We start from the raw sequence: 15,687 nt of genomic DNA on the forward strand, positions 1-15,687 counted from the left end.
GATCGTGATGCCGCGTGCCTTTTCTTCCGGCGCGCTATCGATCGACGCGTAGTCCTTGGCTTCACCACCGAACTTCTTCGACAGAATCGTCGTGATCGCCGCGGTCAGCGTGGTCTTGCCATGGTCAACGTGACCAATCGTGCCGACGTTGACGTGCGGTTTCGTCCGCTCAAACTTACCCTTAGCCATTGCTCAATTTCCTTGTATCTTGTCGAAAATCAGAGATTACTTGCTCTTGATCACAGCTTCGGCCACGTTCTTCGGGGCTTCGCTGTAGTGCTTGAATTCCATCGAGTACGTCGCACGACCCTGCGTCAGCGAACGCAGCGAAGTCGCATAGCCAAACATCTCGGCCAGCGGTACTTCTGCGCGAATACCCTTCATGTCACCCGCGATGTCGTCCATGCCGAGCACGATACCGCGGCGACCGGACAGGTCGCCCATGACGTTGCCCATGAAGTCTTCCGGGGTCTCGACTTCGACCGCCATCATCGGCTCGAGGAGCACCGGATTGGCTTTGCGCATTGCGTCCTTGAAGGCCATCGAACCGGCCATCTTGAACGCGTTTTCGTTCGAGTCAACATCGTGGTATGAGCCGTCAAACAGCGTGACCTTGACGTCAACAACCGGGAAGCCTGCCAGCACACCGCTCGGCAAGGTGTCGCGAATACCGCGATCCACCGCCGGAATGTACTCGCGCGGCACCACGCCACCCTTGATGGCGTCAACGAACTCGTAGCCCTTGCCAGCTTCGTTCGGCTCAAGCTTGATCCAGACGTGACCATACTGACCACGACCACCGGACTGCTTGACGAACTTGCCTTCCTGCTCAACCGCCGAACGCACCGCCTCGCGATAGGCCACCTGCGGCGCGCCTACGTTGGCTTCAACGTTGAATTCGCGCTTCATGCGATCAACGATGATCTCAAGGTGCAATTCGCCCATGCCGGAGATGATCGTCTGGCCGGACTCTTCGTCAGTGCGAACGCGGAAGGACGGATCTTCCTGGGCCAGACGGCTCAGCGCGATACCCATTTTTTCCTGGTCGCTCTTGGTCTTCGGCTCCACGGCGACGTGAATCACCGGGTCCGGGAACTCCATACGCTCGAGAATGACCGGCGCGTCCAGCGAACACAGGGTTTCACCCGTCGTCACATCTTTCAGGCCCACGCACGCGGCGATATCGCCGGCGCGCACTTCCTTGATCTCGATGCGATCGTTGGCGTGCATCTGCAGCAGACGGCCGATACGCTCTTTCTTGTCCTTGATCGAGTTCAGCACGGAGTCGCCGGAATCCAGCACGCCCGAGTAAACACGGATAAAGGTCAGCTGACCCACAAACGGGTCGGTCATCAACTTGAACGCCAGCGCCGAGAATTTCTCGTCGTCAGACGACTTGCGCGTCACTTCATTGCCATCTTCATCCGTACCCGTAATGGCGGCCACTTCAACCGGTGAAGGCATGAATTCGATCACGGCGTCCAGCATGCGCTGAACACCCTTGTTCTTGAACGCGGTGCCGCACAGCATCGGCTGGATTTCGCAGGCGATGGTACGGCGACGCAGACCGGCAATAATCTGCGCTTCACTCAGATCGCCGCTCTCCAGGTACTCGTTCATGAGCTCTTCAGTCGCCTCGGCAGCCGCCTCGACCATCTGCTCGCGCCAGGTTGCAGCCTCTTCCACCAGATTCGCCGGGATCTCTGCGTAGGTGAATTTGGTGCCCTGCGAAGCCTCGTCCCAGACGATGGCTTTCATCTTGATCAGGTCAACCACACCCTCAAAGTGCTCTTCAGCACCAATCGGCAGCACCACAGGCACCGGATTGGCCTTCAGGCGCGACTTCATCTGCGCGACAACCTTGAAGAAATCGGCGCCGGAGCGGTCCATCTTGTTGACGAACGCAAGACGCGGCACGCGGTACTTGGTTGCCTGGCGCCACACCGTCTCGGACTGAGGCTGCACACCACCGACCGCGCAATAGACCATGCACGCACCGTCGAGCACCCGCATGGAACGCTCGACTTCGATGGTGAAGTCCACGTGCCCCGGGGTATCGATGATGTTGATGTGATGCTCAGGATGGCTCATGTCCATCCCTTTCCAGAAGCAGGTGGTCGCTGCGGAGGTGATGGTAATACCACGCTCCTGCTCTTGCGCCATCCAGTCCATGGTTGCAGCGCCGTCGTGAACTTCACCAATCTTGTGGTTCACGCCGGTGTAAAAAAGAATACGCTCGGTCGTCGTTGTCTTGCCGGCGTCAATGTGAGCTGAAATACCGATATTGCGGTAGCGCTCAATAGGTGTCTTGCGAGCCACGGTGGCAACCCTTCCCAATCACGCTAACGCGCAATTTTCTTTCAAGTCGATTACAAAAAAACGAGCCCTGACGGGCTCGATCCACGTCGCATCCAGATTAGAAGCGATAGTGCGAGAAGGCCTTGTTGGCCTCGGCCATACGGTGCACTTCTTCGCGCTTCTTCATCGCTGCGCCACGACCTTCAGCCGCTTCGAGCAACTCACCGGCCAAACGCTGCGCCATCGACTTCTCGGCACGCTTGCGAGCGGCTTCACGCAACCAGCGCATCGACAGCGCCATACGACGCGACGGACGCACTTCAACCGGCACCTGATAGTTGGCACCGCCCACACGACGGCTCTTCACTTCGACGACCGGACGCACGTTACCGAGCGCAGCCGTAAAGATCTCCAGCGGATCCTTACCAGCCTTGGACGAAATGTGATCGAACGCACCATAGACGATGCGCTCGGCGACGGCTTTTTTGCCAGCCTGCATGATCACATTGATAAACTTGGAAACATCCTGACTACCAAACTTCGGGTCCGAGAGGACCTCACGCTTGGGTACTTCGCGACGACGCGGCATATCAACCCCTTCCGATTCTTATTGAGCCAACAATCAAGCTTTCTTCGGGCGCTTGGCGCCGTACTTGGAGCGCGACTGCTTCCGATCTTTAACACCCTGCAGGTCCAGCGATCCGCGGACGATGTGGTAACGCACACCCGGCAAGTCTTTTACACGACCACCACGAATCAGGACCACAGAGTGCTCCTGGAGGTTGTGGCCTTCGCCGCCGATGTACGAAATAACCTCAAAACCGTTGGTCAGGCGAACCTTGGCCACTTTACGCAGAGCGGAGTTCGGCTTCTTCGGCGTCGTGGTGTATACACGAGTACACACGCCACGCTTCTGGGGGCAAGCGTCGAGCGCCGGCACCTTGCTTTTGACGATGGCAGATTTCCGCGGTTTGCGGACGAGCTGATTAATTGTTGGCATAGCTTGAGAATTTCCCAAAAAACCGAGGCAGCCCTTTGGGCCGCCTCGGGCGGTGTATTCCGGCTGCGACTGACTACGATTGGTCAGTCTACAAAAAGAGGCCGGATTTTACCCCCGTTCGTTTTAAAAGGTCAACGCGTTGACACATCTTCCTGCGGCAAGTCCAGGAGTTCTTCGGCCGCCGCGGGCCAGGCGTGCTCCCCGCCAAGGTCCTGTCCTTCGGACTGGGCCAGGCGATTGCGGTGATACGCCATCCCGGTACCTGCCGGAATGAGGCGGCCAACGATGACGTTCTCCTTGAGACCGCGGAGTTCGTCGCGCTTGCCCATGATCGCCGCTTCGGTCAGCACCCGGGTGGTTTCCTGGAAGGAAGCGGCCGAGATGAACGAGTCCGTCGACAAGGACGCTTTGGTAATACCGAGCAAGACGTTTTCGTAGCTGGCCGGCAGTTTGCCTTCCGCTTCAATCCGGTCATTCTCGTCCAGCACTTCGGAACGCTCGACCTGCTCTTCACGGATGAAGCGCGTGTCGCCTGAATCGGAGATCACCACACGGCGCAGCATCTGACGCACGATGACTTCAATGTGCTTGTCGTTGATCTTCACGCCCTGCAGACGATAGACGTCCTGCACTTCGTCAATGATGTAACGCGCCAGCGCTTCGATACCCTTCAGGCGCAGGATGTCGTGCGGTTCGGCCGGGCCATCAACAATCGGCTCGCCCTTGTTCACCACCTGACCATCGTGCACCATGACGTGCTTGTCTTTCGGGATCAGGAACTCGTGAGCCGTGCCGTCGAGCTCGGTGATCACCAGACGCTGCTTGCCCTTGGTTTCCTTACCGAAGGACACCGTGCCGGTGAACTCGGCCAGCACGCCTGCGTCTTTCGGCGAACGGGCTTCGAACAGCTCGGCAACACGCGGCAGACCACCGGTAATGTCGCGCGTCTTGGCCGATTCCTGCGGAATACGCGCCAGGATGTCACCGACGTTGATCTGCTGACCGTCCTTGACGGTAATGATCGAGCCAACCTGGAAGGTGATCGCCACGGCGTGATCGCTACCTGCGATCTTCACCTCGTCGCCCTTCTCGTCGAACAGCTTGACCTGCGGACGCACGCCCTTGGACGCGGCAGAGCCGCCCCGGCGCTTGGCATCGATCACCACCAGAGTGGACAGACCGGTCACCTCGTCGATCTGCTTGGCCACGGTCACGCCTTCCTCAACGTGCTCGAACTTCACCGTACCGGCAAACTCGGTCACGATCGGACGGGTGTGCGGATCCCAGGTGGCCAGCTGCTGACCGGCCTTGATGGCACCGCCATCCGTGACGTGCAGCATGGCGCCGTAGGGCACCTTGTGACGCTCGCGCTCGCGGCCCATGTCGTCTGCCACAAGCACCTCAGCCGAACGCGCGATGATGATCTTCTCGCCCTTGGCGCTGGTCACGTAACGCATGTTCTGCGTAAAGCGGATGCTACCGGCCGACTTCGCCTCAACCGAACTGGCTGCAGCGGCCCGTGAAGCGGCACCACCGACGTGGAAGGTACGCATGGTCAGCTGGGTACCCGGCTCACCGATCGACTGCGCAGCGATCACGCCAACGGCCTCACCGACGTTCACCATCGAACCACGACCCAGATCGCGGCCGTAGCACTTGGCGCACAGACCATAGCGGGTTTCGCAGGTCAGCGGCGTACGCACGGCAACCTCGTCGATACCCAGGCTCTCGATCAGCTCGACCAAGCCCTCGTCGAGCAATTCGCCGGAAGCAACCACCGTTTCCTGTGTATCCGGATTGACCACATCATCAATACACACACGGCCGAGAATACGTTCGCGCAACGGCTCGATGACCTCGCCGCCCTCGATCATGGCCTTCATGTTGAAGCCATTGCGGGTGCCGCAATCGTCTTCGGTCACCACCAGGTCCTGGGTCACGTCGACCAGACGACGCGTCAGGTAGCCGGAGTTCGCGGTTTTCAACGCGGTATCGGCCAGACCCTTACGGGCGCCGTGGGTGGAGATGAAGTACTGAAGCACGTTCAGGCCTTCGCGGAAGTTGGTGGTAATCGGTGTCTCGATAATCGAGCCGTCCGGCTTGGCCATCAGGCCTCGCATACCCGCCAGCTGACGAATCTGAGCAGCCGAACCCCGCGCACCGGAGTCCGCCATCATGTAGATGGAGTTGAAGGACTCCTGATCAACTTCCTTGGGCTCGGGTGCCTTGCTGCCCGGCATGTAGACCGATTTCCACCAGTCATCACGCGGCGTGGCGCCAAAGCGGTCCAGAATCTTTTCTTTGCCGAGTTGATCCATCATGGCCTTGGCAACCTGGTCACCCGTACGCCCCCAGATATCGACCACCTTGTTATAGCGCTCACCATCGGTCACCAGACCCGAGGCGTACTGCTGGGCGATTTCTTTGACTTCGTTTTCGGCGGCGCGAATGATCGGCTCTTTCTGATCCGGCACCAGCATGTCCTTGACCGCGATCGACACCCCGGCACGCGTCGCGAGACGGAAGCCGAACTGCATCAGCTGGTCAGCGAACACCACGGTGGCCTTCAGGCCGCAGCGACGGAAAGAAGCGTTGATGAGCTTCGAGATTTCCTTCTTCTTCAGCGGACGATCGATGGCGCTGAACGGCAAACCGGCCGGCAGAATCTCGGACAGCAGCGCACGGCCAGCGGTCGTCTGATAACGCGTGACACGCTCGACACGCTCGCCATCCTCACCGATGTCGGCCTCTTTCAGGCGCACCGTGATCCGGGCGTGCAGCGACAGAACACCGGTCTCGTAGGCGCGCAGCACTTCGGACACGTCCTGCAGCACCATGCCGTCGCCTTTTTCGCCGATACCCTCGCGGCTGGCGTAATAGAGGCCCAGCACGATGTCCTGCGACGGCACGATGATCGGCTCGCCGTTGGCGGGCGAGATCACGTTGTTCGAGGCCAACATCAGCGTACGCGCTTCCATCTGCGCTTCGAGCGACAACGGCACGTGGACAGCCATCTGGTCACCGTCGAAGTCGGCGTTGAACGCAACGCAGACCAGCGGGTGCAGCTGAATGGCCTTGCCTTCGATCAGTACCGGCTCAAAGGCCTGGATACCGAGACGGTGCAGGGTCGGGGCGCGGTTGAGCAGCACCGGATGTTCGCGGATCACCTCTTCGAGGATGTCCCACACCACCGGCTCCTGGCTCTCCACCATCTTCTTGGCCTGCTTGATGGTCGTGGCCAGACCCATCAGCTCCAGCTTGTTGAAGATGAAGGGCTTGAACAGTTCGAGCGCCATCAGCTTGGGCAGACCGCACTGGTGCAGCTTGAGCTGCGGGCCCACCACGATGACCGAACGGCCCGAGTAGTCGACGCGTTTACCCAGCAGGTTCTGACGGAAGCGACCGCCCTTCCCCTTGATCATGTCGGCCAGCGACTTGAGCGGACGCTTGTTGGCGCCGGTCATGGCCTTGCCGCGACGACCGTTATCCAGCAGTGAGTCGACCGACTCCTGCAGCATGCGCTTTTCGTTGCGCACGATGATTTCCGGCGCCTTGAGTTCGAGCAGACGCTTCAGACGGTTGTTGCGGTTGATCACGCGACGATACAGATCGTTCAGGTCGGACGTGGCGAAACGGCCACCGTCCAGCGGCACCAGCGGACGCAGGTCCGGCGGCAGCACAGGCAGCACGGCCAGAATCATCCACTCGGGCTTGATGCCCGACTGCTGGAATGCCTCCAGGATCTTCAGACGCTTGGAGTACTTCTTGATCTTGGCGTCGGAGCTGGTGGCTTCAAGTTCGCCGCGCAGCTTCTCGATTTCCTGGACGACGTCGAGGGTGCGCAGCAATTCGCGCACGCCTTCGGCACCCATCGAGGCATCGAACTCGTCACCGTACTCTTCGACCTTGGCGAGGTAATCATCCTCGGTCAGCAGCTGACCGCGGGTCAGCGGGGTCATGCCCGGCTCGACCACCACAAAACCTTCGAAATACAGCACGCGTTCGATATCGCGCAGGGTCATGTCGAGCACCATGCCCAGACGGCTGGGCAGGCTCTTCAGGAACCAGATGTGAGCCACCGGCGAGGCCAGTTCGATGTGGCCCATGCGCTCACGGCGCACTTTCGACAGGGTCACTTCGACGCCGCACTTCTCGCAGATCACACCGCGATGCTTGAGGCGCTTGTACTTGCCGCACAGGCACTCATAGTCCTTGACCGGGCCAAAGATCTTGGCGCAGAACAGACCATCGCGCTCAGGCTTGAACGTACGGTAGTTGATGGTCTCGGGCTTTTTGACTTCGCCATAGGACCAGGACCGGATTTTGTCCGGCGATGCGAGACCAATGGTAATCGCATCAAACTCTTCCTCATTGGGAAGCGTCTGTTTGAACAGATCAGCGAGCAGGCTTTTCATGTGTCACTCCATCCGATTGAGCGTTGGGCTCAGTCGGCTCAAATACGATCCAGGTCGATGTCGATGGCCAGCGAGCGAATTTCTTTCACCAGCACGTTGAAGGACTCGGGCATGCCCGCATCGATCTTGTGCTCGCCCTTGACGATGTTTTCGTACACCTTGGTCCGGCCGGTCACGTCGTCGGACTTGACCGTCAGCATTTCCTGCAGCGTGTATGCCGCGCCGTAAGCTTCCAGCGCCCACACTTCCATTTCGCCGAAACGCTGGCCACCGAACTGCGCCTTACCGCCCAGCGGCTGCTGGGTGACCAGGGAGTAAGGACCGGTGGAACGCGCGTGCATCTTGTCATCGACCAAGTGGTGCAGCTTCAGCACGTGCTTGTAGCCCACCGTGACCTTGCGCTCGAAGGCTTCGCCCGTGCGACCGTCGAACAGCGTGACCTGGCCGGAAATCGGCAGATCGGCAATCTCGAACATCGTCTCGATTTCGCTTTCGGTGGCACCGTCAAAGACCGGCGTCGCAAACGGCACGCCCTTGCGCAGGTTGTCTGCCAGTTCGAGCACTTCACCGTCGGTGAAGCTGTCGACTGCTTCCTTCTTGCCGTTGGTGTTGTAGATCTCGTTCAGCAGGCTGCGCACTTCCTTGGTCGCCGCATTGGCGCGAAGCATCGTATCGATCTTGTTGCCCAGACCCTTTGCGGCCCAGCCAAGATGGGTCTCGAGAATCTGACCGATGTTCATCCGTGACGGCACACCCAGCGGGTTCAGCACCACGTCGACCGGCGTACCATTTTCCATGTACGGCATGTCTTCAACCGGCACGATGCGCGACACCACACCCTTGTTACCGTGACGACCGGCCATCTTGTCGCCCGGCTGCAGGCGACGCTTGACCGCCAGGTAGACCTTGACCATCTTCTGCACGCCCGGGGGCAGTTCGTCGCCCTGGGTGAGTTTCTTCTTCTTGACCTCAAAGGCCAGCTCGAAGTCCTTGCGGGTCTTCTCCAGACCTTCACGGACCGCTTCGAGCTGCGTCGCCAGTTCTTCAGCCGCCATGCGGATGTCGAACCAGTGGTAGGACTCGAGACTGTCGAGATACGCCTCGGTGATCTCGGTGCCCTTGGCCAGCTTCTTCGGGCCGCCGTTGGCTTTCTGACCGACGATCATGCGGCGGATACGGGCAAACGCGTCGCGCTCCACGATACGCATCTGGTCAGCCAGATCGGTCTTGAAGCTACGCAGCTGATCATCAATGATCGACTGGGCGCGCACGTCGCGTTCGATGCCTTCCCGCGTGAACACCTGCACGTCAATGACGATGCCGTTCATGCCCGAAGGCACGCGCAGCGAGGTGTCTTTCACGTCGGAGGCTTTCTCGCCAAAGATCGCGCGCAGCAGCTTCTCTTCCGGCGTCAGCTGGGTTTCGCCCTTCGGCGTCACCTTGCCGACCAGCACGTCGCTGGCTTCAACTTCAGCACCGATGTAAACAATGCCGGATTCGTCCAGACGCGACAGCTGCGACTCGCCCAGCGACGCGATGTCGCGGGTGATTTCTTCAGGTCCGAGCTTGGTGTCACGCGCCACGACCGTCAGCTCCTCGATGTGAATCGAAGTAAAGCGGTCGTCGGCCACCACGCGTTCGGAGATCAGGATCGAGTCTTCGAAGTTGTAGCCGTTCCACGGCATGAAAGCGACCAGCATGTTCTGGCCCAGTGCCAGCTCACCCAAGTCGGTCGATGCGCCGTCGGCGATCACGTCGCCACGGGCAATCTGGTCGCCCACCTTGACGATCGGACGCTGGTTGATGTTGGTGTTCTGGTTGGAACGGGTGTACTTGATCAGGTTGTAGATATCGACGCCGACTTCACCCGCCAGGGTTTCGTCGTCATTGACACGCACCACCACGCGGTTGGCATCGACATAGTCGACCGAACCACCCCGCGTCGCCTGCACCGCCGTACCCGAGTCGACCGCCACCAGACGCTCGATGCCGGTACCGACGAACGGCTTCTCCGGACGCAGACACGGCACCGCCTGGCGCTGCATGTTGGCGCCCATCAACGCGCGGTTCGCGTCGTCGTGCTCAAGGAACGGAATCAGCGAAGCGGCCACCGACACAATCTGGCCCGGCGCCACGTCCATGTACTGAACCGAATCGGCCACGGCCAGGGAGAATTCGCCCTTGTGACGGCACGACACCAGCTCGCCCGTCAGCTTGCCGCTCTCATTGACCTGCGCGTTGGCCTGCGCAATGACGTAGCGACCTTCTTCAATGGCCGACAGGTAATCGATCTGATCGGTGACCTTGCCGTCTTCGACCTTGCGGTACGGCGTCTCGAGGAAGCCATAGCGGTTGGTCCGCGAATACACGGCCAGCGAGTTGATCAGACCAATGTTCGGACCTTCCGGTGTTTCGATCGGACACACGCGACCATAGTGCGTCGGGTGCACGTCGCGCACCTCGAAGCCGGCGCGTTCGCGCGTCAGACCGCCCGGGCCCAGTGCCGAGACGCGACGCTTGTGCGTGATCTCGGACAGCGGGTTGGTCTGGTCCATAAACTGCGACAGCTGGCTGGAACCGAAGAATTCCTTGATGGCTGCACTGATCGGCTTGGCGTTGATCAGGTCGTGCGGCATCAGGTTGTCAGACTCAGCCTGACCCAGACGCTCCTTGACCGCACGCTCAACACGCACCAGGCCGGCGCGGAACTGGTTTTCGGCCAGCTCGCCCACCGAACGGACGCGACGGTTGCCCAGGTGATCAATGTCGTCAATCTCGCCGCGACCGTTACGCAGCTCGATCAGGATCGCGATCACCGCCAGAATGTCTTCGTTCGACAGCGTGCCCTGACCTTCTTCGGTCTTGGGGCCGACGGCCTCGAGCATTCCGCGATACCACTCCGGTGCCTTGTCGTCGATCTTCTCGGGATAGGCGCGGCGGTTGAATTTCATTCGGCCAACGGCCGACAGGTCGTAACGCTCTTCGGCGTAGAACAGACCGCGGAACAGCGCCTCGACGGCATCCTCGGTGGGCGGCTCGCCCGGACGCATCATGCGATAGATCGCGACCTTGGCAGCCCACTCATCGGCGGTTTCGTCGATACGCAGGGTTTGCGAAATGTGCGCACCGCGATCGAGGTCGTTGATGTACAGGGTCGGCAGCTCGACGATGTTGCCTTCGCGCAACTGAGCCAGCACTTCTTCCGTGATCTCGTCGTTGGCGCGTGCCACGATCTCACCGGTCTCGGCATCCACCAGATCCTTGGCAATCACACGGCCCAGCACGAAATCGTCGGGCACGTCGATCGCCGCCACGCCGGCTTCGGCCAGCTGACGGATGTGGCGTGCCGTCACGCGCTTTTCTTTCTCGACGATGACCTTGCCGTCGGCGTCGAGAATATCGAACTTCGCCACTTCGCCGCGCAGGCGCTCGGGCACCACGGCGAACGACGCGCCTTCGGCGCGCAGGTCAAAGCGGTCAAAATCGTGGAAGGTCGACAGGATCTGCTCGGTGGTCATCCCGATGGCACGCATCAGGATCGACACCGGCATCTTGCGGCGACGGTCAACGCGGAAGTACAGATAGTCTTTCGGGTCGTACTCAAAATCGAGCCACGAACCGCGATACGGAATCACCCGCGCCGAGAACAGCAGCTTGCCAGAGGCGTGCGTCTTGCCGCGGTCGTGCTCAAAGAACACACCCGGCGAGCGATGGAGCTGGGACACAATGACCCGCTCCGTGCCGTTGATGACAAAGGAACCGGTGTTTGTCATGAGCGGAATTTCGCCCATGTAAACTTCCTGCTCCTTGACTTCTTTAACGGTCTCTTTCGGCGCTTCGCGGTCCATGATGACCAGGCGAACGCGGGCGCGCAGCGGCGCCGCGAAGGTCAGGCCGCGCTGCTGGCATTCCTTCACATCAAACGCGGGCTCGCCCAACAGGTAATGCACGAACTCAAGGCGCGCATTGCCGCTGTGGCTGCTGATCGGAAAGATCGAAGTGAAAGCCGCTTGAAGACCTTGATTGGCCCGCTGCGCGGGCGGAGTATCCGCCTGCAGGAAGGATGCGAAGGACTCAATCTGCGTCGCCAGCAGAAAGGGCGCGTCCAGCACAGCCCCGCCCTTGGCAAAGCTTTTGCGGATACGCTTTTTCTCGGTGTAGGAGTACGCCATAGATGCTCCGGGTAGCGTTCAGACGTGGGAAGACAGGAGACAACAAGCCGTCAGGGACGACATCGCTCTCTTCTGGCTTCGAAAAGTACGAAAGGGCTGGCGCCCATTTCCGGGTGCCAGCCCTGCCTGCGACCGAGGAATTACTTGATCTCGACCTTGGCGCCAGCGTCTTCGAGCTGCTTCTTGAGGCCTTCGGCTTCAGCCTTGGCCACGCCTTCCTTGACAGCCTTCGGAGCACCGTCAACCAGGTCCTTGGCTTCTTTCAGGCCCAGGCCAGTGGCAGCGCGCACGACCTTGATGACTTCGACTTTCTTGTCGCCAACGGCGGCCAGGATCACGTCGAATTCGGTCTGCTCTTCGGCAGCGGCAGCGGCCTCACCGGCGACGGCGGGGCCGGCGACAGCAACAGCAGCAGCGGCGCTCACGCCAAACTTCTCTTCCATCTGCTTGATCAGTTCGGACAGTTCCAGAACCGACATGGACGCGACTGCGTCAAGGATTTCGTCTTTGCTAATAGCCATTTGAATTACTCCTGATTACTGAACTAACGCCGCTTCCGAAGAACCGGCAATTACTCGTGAAATTACGCAGCCTCTTTCGAGTCTCGAACTGCTGCGAGCGCACGCACGAACTTGGAAGGCACCTCGTTGAGCGTCTGGACAAACTTGGCGATCGGCGCCTGCATCGTACCGAGCAGCTTTGCAAGCAGCTCTTCACGACTCGGCATGGTGGCCAGTGCCTTGATCCCAGCTGCGTCCATGACGTAGTTGGGCATGACGCCGGCTTTAATGATCAGTTTGTCGCTGGTCTTCGAAAATTCCTGCAAAACCTTGGCCGGGGCCACCGGATCTGCGGACATGCCGTAGATCAGCGGACCAACCAACTGGTCGGACAGGCCATCGAAGTGCGTGCCAGCAATGGCACGCTTCGCCAGGGTGTTCTTCAGTACGCGCAGGTAAACGCCCGACTCACGTGCCTTGGCACGCAATGCAGTGATTTGACCCACTTCGAGACCACGGTACTCAGCGACAACGATCACCTGAGCGTTCGCCACTTCGGCGGACACTTCGGCAACAACTGCCTTCTTACCTTCAAGATTGAGACCCACGGTCATCTCCCACTGAATGGTTACGCCTAGCCCGGGCTGACTGCCCCGGGTTCGGACTACTTGCGGCGACCGTCATTCAGGAGATCAAGAGCATCGGCATGGCCGATAATGAATCCTGATTCGGGCTTCGCCATCTACGCTGGGCCTCCGCGGCAAACAACGCTGTGGAGATTTGAGATCGCATCCGGACAGGCCGGACAATGATCCCCAACGGTCTTTGACAACCTGCAGCCCCATCGGAGCTGCAGCCCAAAGACCCGACCGTCCCTTACGGGGCGACCGGGCAAACTGGCATCAAGCGTTGATCACGCTCGAGGGCTCCACGCGCATCCCGGCACCCATGGTGCTCGAGACCGCAACGCGGCGCAGATACAAACCTTTCGACGTTGCCGGCTTGGCTTTGTTCAGCGCATCGACCAGCGCGGCAGCGTTCTGCTGCAGCGACTCGACGGAGAACGACGCACGACCGATGGTGGCGTGCACGATACCGCCCTTGTCGGCGCGGTACTGAACCTGGCCGGCCTTGGCGTTCTTGACGGCGGTTTCGACATCCATGGTCACGGTGCCGACTTTCGGATTCGGCATCAGGCCACGCGGCCCGAGAATCTGACCCAGGGCGCCGACGACGCGCATGGCGTCCGGCGTAGCGATGCAAACGTCGAAATCGATGGTGCCGCCCTTGACCTGCTCAGCCAGATCGTCGAAGCCGACCACGTCAGCACCGGCGGCCTTGGCCAGCTCGGCCTTGTCGCCCTGCGCAAACACGGCCACGCGCACGCTCTTGCCGGTACCGGCAGGCAGCACGACCGAACCACGCACCACCTGATCCGATTTACGCGGATCAATACCGAGATTCACCGCCACGTCGACCGACTCGTCGAACTTGGCATTGGCCAGATCCTTGATCAGCGCCAGCGCCTCGGACATGGGATACACACGATTGCGATCAACCTTGGCGCGGATCGCCTGCACGCGCTTGGAAATTTTTGCCATGATCAGAGCCCCTCAACCGTCACGCCCATGCTGCGAGCCGAACCAGCGATGGTCCGCACAGCACCCTCAAGATCCGCCGCCGTCAGGTCGGGCATCTTGGTCTTGGCAATTTCTTCGACCTGCGCACGCGTCACGCTACCGACCTTGTCGGTGTGCGGCTTGGCGGAACCCTTCTGCAGACCGGCGGCCTTCTTGATCAGGATCGACGCCGGCGGCGTCTTCATGATGAAGGTGAAGCTCTTGTCGCTGAAGGCGGTGATCACGACCGGAATCGGCAGACCGACTTCAAGGCTCTGCGTGCGCGCGTTGAACGCCTTGCAGAATTCCATGATGTTCAGACCGCGCTGACCCAGGGCCGGACCAATCGGGGGGCTCGGGTTGGCCTTACCAGCCGGCACTTGCAGCTTGATATAGCCGATGATTTTCTTAGCCATGGTGGCTTGCTCCTATAGTGAGTGCGAACGCACCGGCACAGGGCCGGCGCTCCTCGTTCCCGCCAGCGGCGGGGTCAGGCTCAGGTTTTTTCGACCTGGCCAAAATCCAGCTCAACAGGCGTACCGCGACCAAAGATAGTCACCGACACCCGCAATTTGCTCTTCTCGTAGTTCACGTCCTCGACCGCCCCGTGGAAATCGGTAAACGGACCTTCCTTGACGCGAACCACTTCACCCACTTCAAACAGAACCTTGGGACGCGGCTTCTCAACGCCCTCCTGGATCTGACTCATGATCTTGGCGACTTCCTTTTCGGAAATCGGCGTCGGCTTGTTCCCCGTGCCGCCGATAAAGCCGGTCACACGCGGGGTCGACTTGACCAAGTGCCATGTCTCCTCGTTCATTTCCATCTCAACGAGGACATAGCCCGGGAAAAACTTGCGCTCAGAAATACTCTTCTGACCCGCCTTCATCTCAACCACTTCTTCAACCGGCACCAGCACCTGACCAAACAGATCCTGCATTTCTGCGCGATTAATGCGCTCGATCAGCGCCCGCTGAACCGATTTTTCAAAGCCCGAATAGGCGTGCACCACATACCAGCGTTTGGGCATAATCACTTCCAGTTCAGAACGAGGTCGTACAACACCCACTCAAGGCTCTTGTCCGTGAGCCACAAGAACAGCGCCATGGCCACCACAAAGGCGAAGACGACACCCGTCATCTGGACCGTTTCCTTGCGACTCGGCCAAACCACCTTCTTTGCTTCGGTGACTGTCTCCCGAACAAAAACGGCAAAGCGCTGCCCCGGCTCAGTGAACCAGGCAGTCGCGGCACCCGCCATCACGCCAGCCAACACAGCCAGAACGCGCAACACGAGCACCTGCTCGGAGAGCAGGTAGAATCCGGCTACGCCAGCAGCCACCAGGAGTAGCGCCAGCACAAACTTGAGCTTGTCAGCCATTCGGGTCTAACAGTCCAGAAAATATGGCAGGGGCAGAGGGAATCGAACCCCCAACCTTCGGTTTTGGAGACCGACGCTCTGCCAGTTGAGCTATACCCCTGCAGCAGAGACTACAGGGCGCCGCAACATCGCAGCGCCCATCGGAAACAACACTCAGTCAGCGATTACTCGATGACCTTGGCAACCACGCCGGCGCCGACGGTACGACCGCCTTCACGGATGGCGAAGCGCAGACCTTCTTCCATGGCGATCGGGGCGATCAGCTTGACGGTGATCGACACGTTGTCGCCCGGCATGACCATC

At 60.0% G+C, this 15,687-nt stretch carries 13 protein-coding genes and 1 tRNA gene; all 14 read right to left on the reverse strand.

The window, feature by feature from the left end; translation table 11 throughout:
* The coding region (locus tag FHP89_RS19695; protein ID WP_260851449.1) for a GTP-binding protein at positions 1–189 on the reverse strand (189 nt) is incomplete at its 3' end.
* 36 nt (positions 190–225) lie between these two features.
* Positions 226–2,319 (reverse strand): elongation factor G, encoded by a 2,094-nt coding sequence (fusA, locus tag FHP89_RS19700; RefSeq protein WP_144180260.1) that lies wholly within the window; start codon positions 2,317–2,319, stop codon positions 226–228.
* Positions 2,320–2,416: 97 nt separating this feature from the next.
* Positions 2,417–2,887, reverse strand: coding sequence for a 30S ribosomal protein S7 (gene rpsG / locus FHP89_RS19705; protein ID WP_144180262.1), 471 nt, complete (start codon positions 2,885–2,887; stop codon positions 2,417–2,419).
* Positions 2,888–2,920: 33 nt separating this feature from the next.
* Positions 2,921–3,298, reverse strand: a complete 378-nt coding sequence (rpsL, locus tag FHP89_RS19710; RefSeq protein WP_144180265.1) for a 30S ribosomal protein S12 — start codon at positions 3,296–3,298, stop codon at positions 2,921–2,923.
* A 131-nt stretch (positions 3,299–3,429) separates the two neighbouring features.
* Complete coding sequence (rpoC, locus tag FHP89_RS19715; RefSeq protein WP_144180268.1) at positions 3,430–7,713, reverse strand: DNA-directed RNA polymerase subunit beta'; 4,284 nt, start codon at positions 7,711–7,713, stop codon at positions 3,430–3,432.
* A gap of 38 nt (positions 7,714–7,751) precedes the next feature.
* Positions 7,752–11,885 (reverse strand): DNA-directed RNA polymerase subunit beta, encoded by a 4,134-nt coding sequence (gene rpoB, locus FHP89_RS19720; protein ID WP_144180271.1) that lies wholly within the window; start codon positions 11,883–11,885, stop codon positions 7,752–7,754.
* Between the two features lie 140 nt (positions 11,886–12,025).
* Positions 12,026–12,406 carry a 50S ribosomal protein L7/L12 gene (gene rplL / locus FHP89_RS19725; protein WP_144180274.1) on the reverse strand — a complete coding sequence of 127 codons (381 nt, stop codon included), beginning with the start codon at positions 12,404–12,406 and terminating at the stop codon, positions 12,026–12,028.
* A gap of 62 nt (positions 12,407–12,468) precedes the next feature.
* Entirely contained in the window at positions 12,469–12,993 is a 525-nt protein-coding gene (gene rplJ, locus FHP89_RS19730) for a 50S ribosomal protein L10 (RefSeq protein WP_144180278.1), read from the reverse strand.
* A 294-nt stretch (positions 12,994–13,287) separates the two neighbouring features.
* Positions 13,288–13,986: a 50S ribosomal protein L1 gene (gene rplA / locus FHP89_RS19735; protein WP_144180281.1), complete on the reverse strand. Its 699-nt coding sequence runs from the start codon at positions 13,984–13,986 to the stop codon at positions 13,288–13,290.
* A 2-nt stretch (positions 13,987–13,988) separates the two neighbouring features.
* Positions 13,989–14,420, reverse strand: coding sequence for a 50S ribosomal protein L11 (rplK, locus tag FHP89_RS19740; protein WP_144180284.1), 432 nt, complete (start codon positions 14,418–14,420; stop codon positions 13,989–13,991).
* Between the two features lie 80 nt (positions 14,421–14,500).
* A complete protein-coding gene (nusG, locus tag FHP89_RS19745; RefSeq protein ID WP_144180287.1) occupies positions 14,501–15,034 on the reverse strand; it encodes a transcription termination/antitermination protein NusG in 534 nt (177 codons plus the stop codon).
* A 2-nt stretch (positions 15,035–15,036) separates the two neighbouring features.
* Positions 15,037–15,384: a preprotein translocase subunit SecE gene (secE, locus tag FHP89_RS19750; RefSeq protein WP_144180290.1), complete on the reverse strand. Its 348-nt coding sequence runs from the start codon at positions 15,382–15,384 to the stop codon at positions 15,037–15,039.
* 24 nt (positions 15,385–15,408) lie between these two features.
* A tRNA-Trp gene (locus FHP89_RS19755) sits at positions 15,409–15,484 on the reverse strand.
* Between the two features lie 64 nt (positions 15,485–15,548).
* A partial coding sequence (locus tag FHP89_RS19760; RefSeq protein ID WP_449240216.1) for an EF-Tu C-terminal domain-related protein occupies positions 15,549–15,687 on the reverse strand: 139 nt, incomplete at its 5' end.

The organism is Denitromonas ohlonensis (genome assembly GCF_007625205.1).
In the GTDB taxonomy this organism is placed as follows: Bacteria; Pseudomonadota; Gammaproteobacteria; order Burkholderiales; family Rhodocyclaceae; genus Nitrogeniibacter; species Nitrogeniibacter ohlonensis.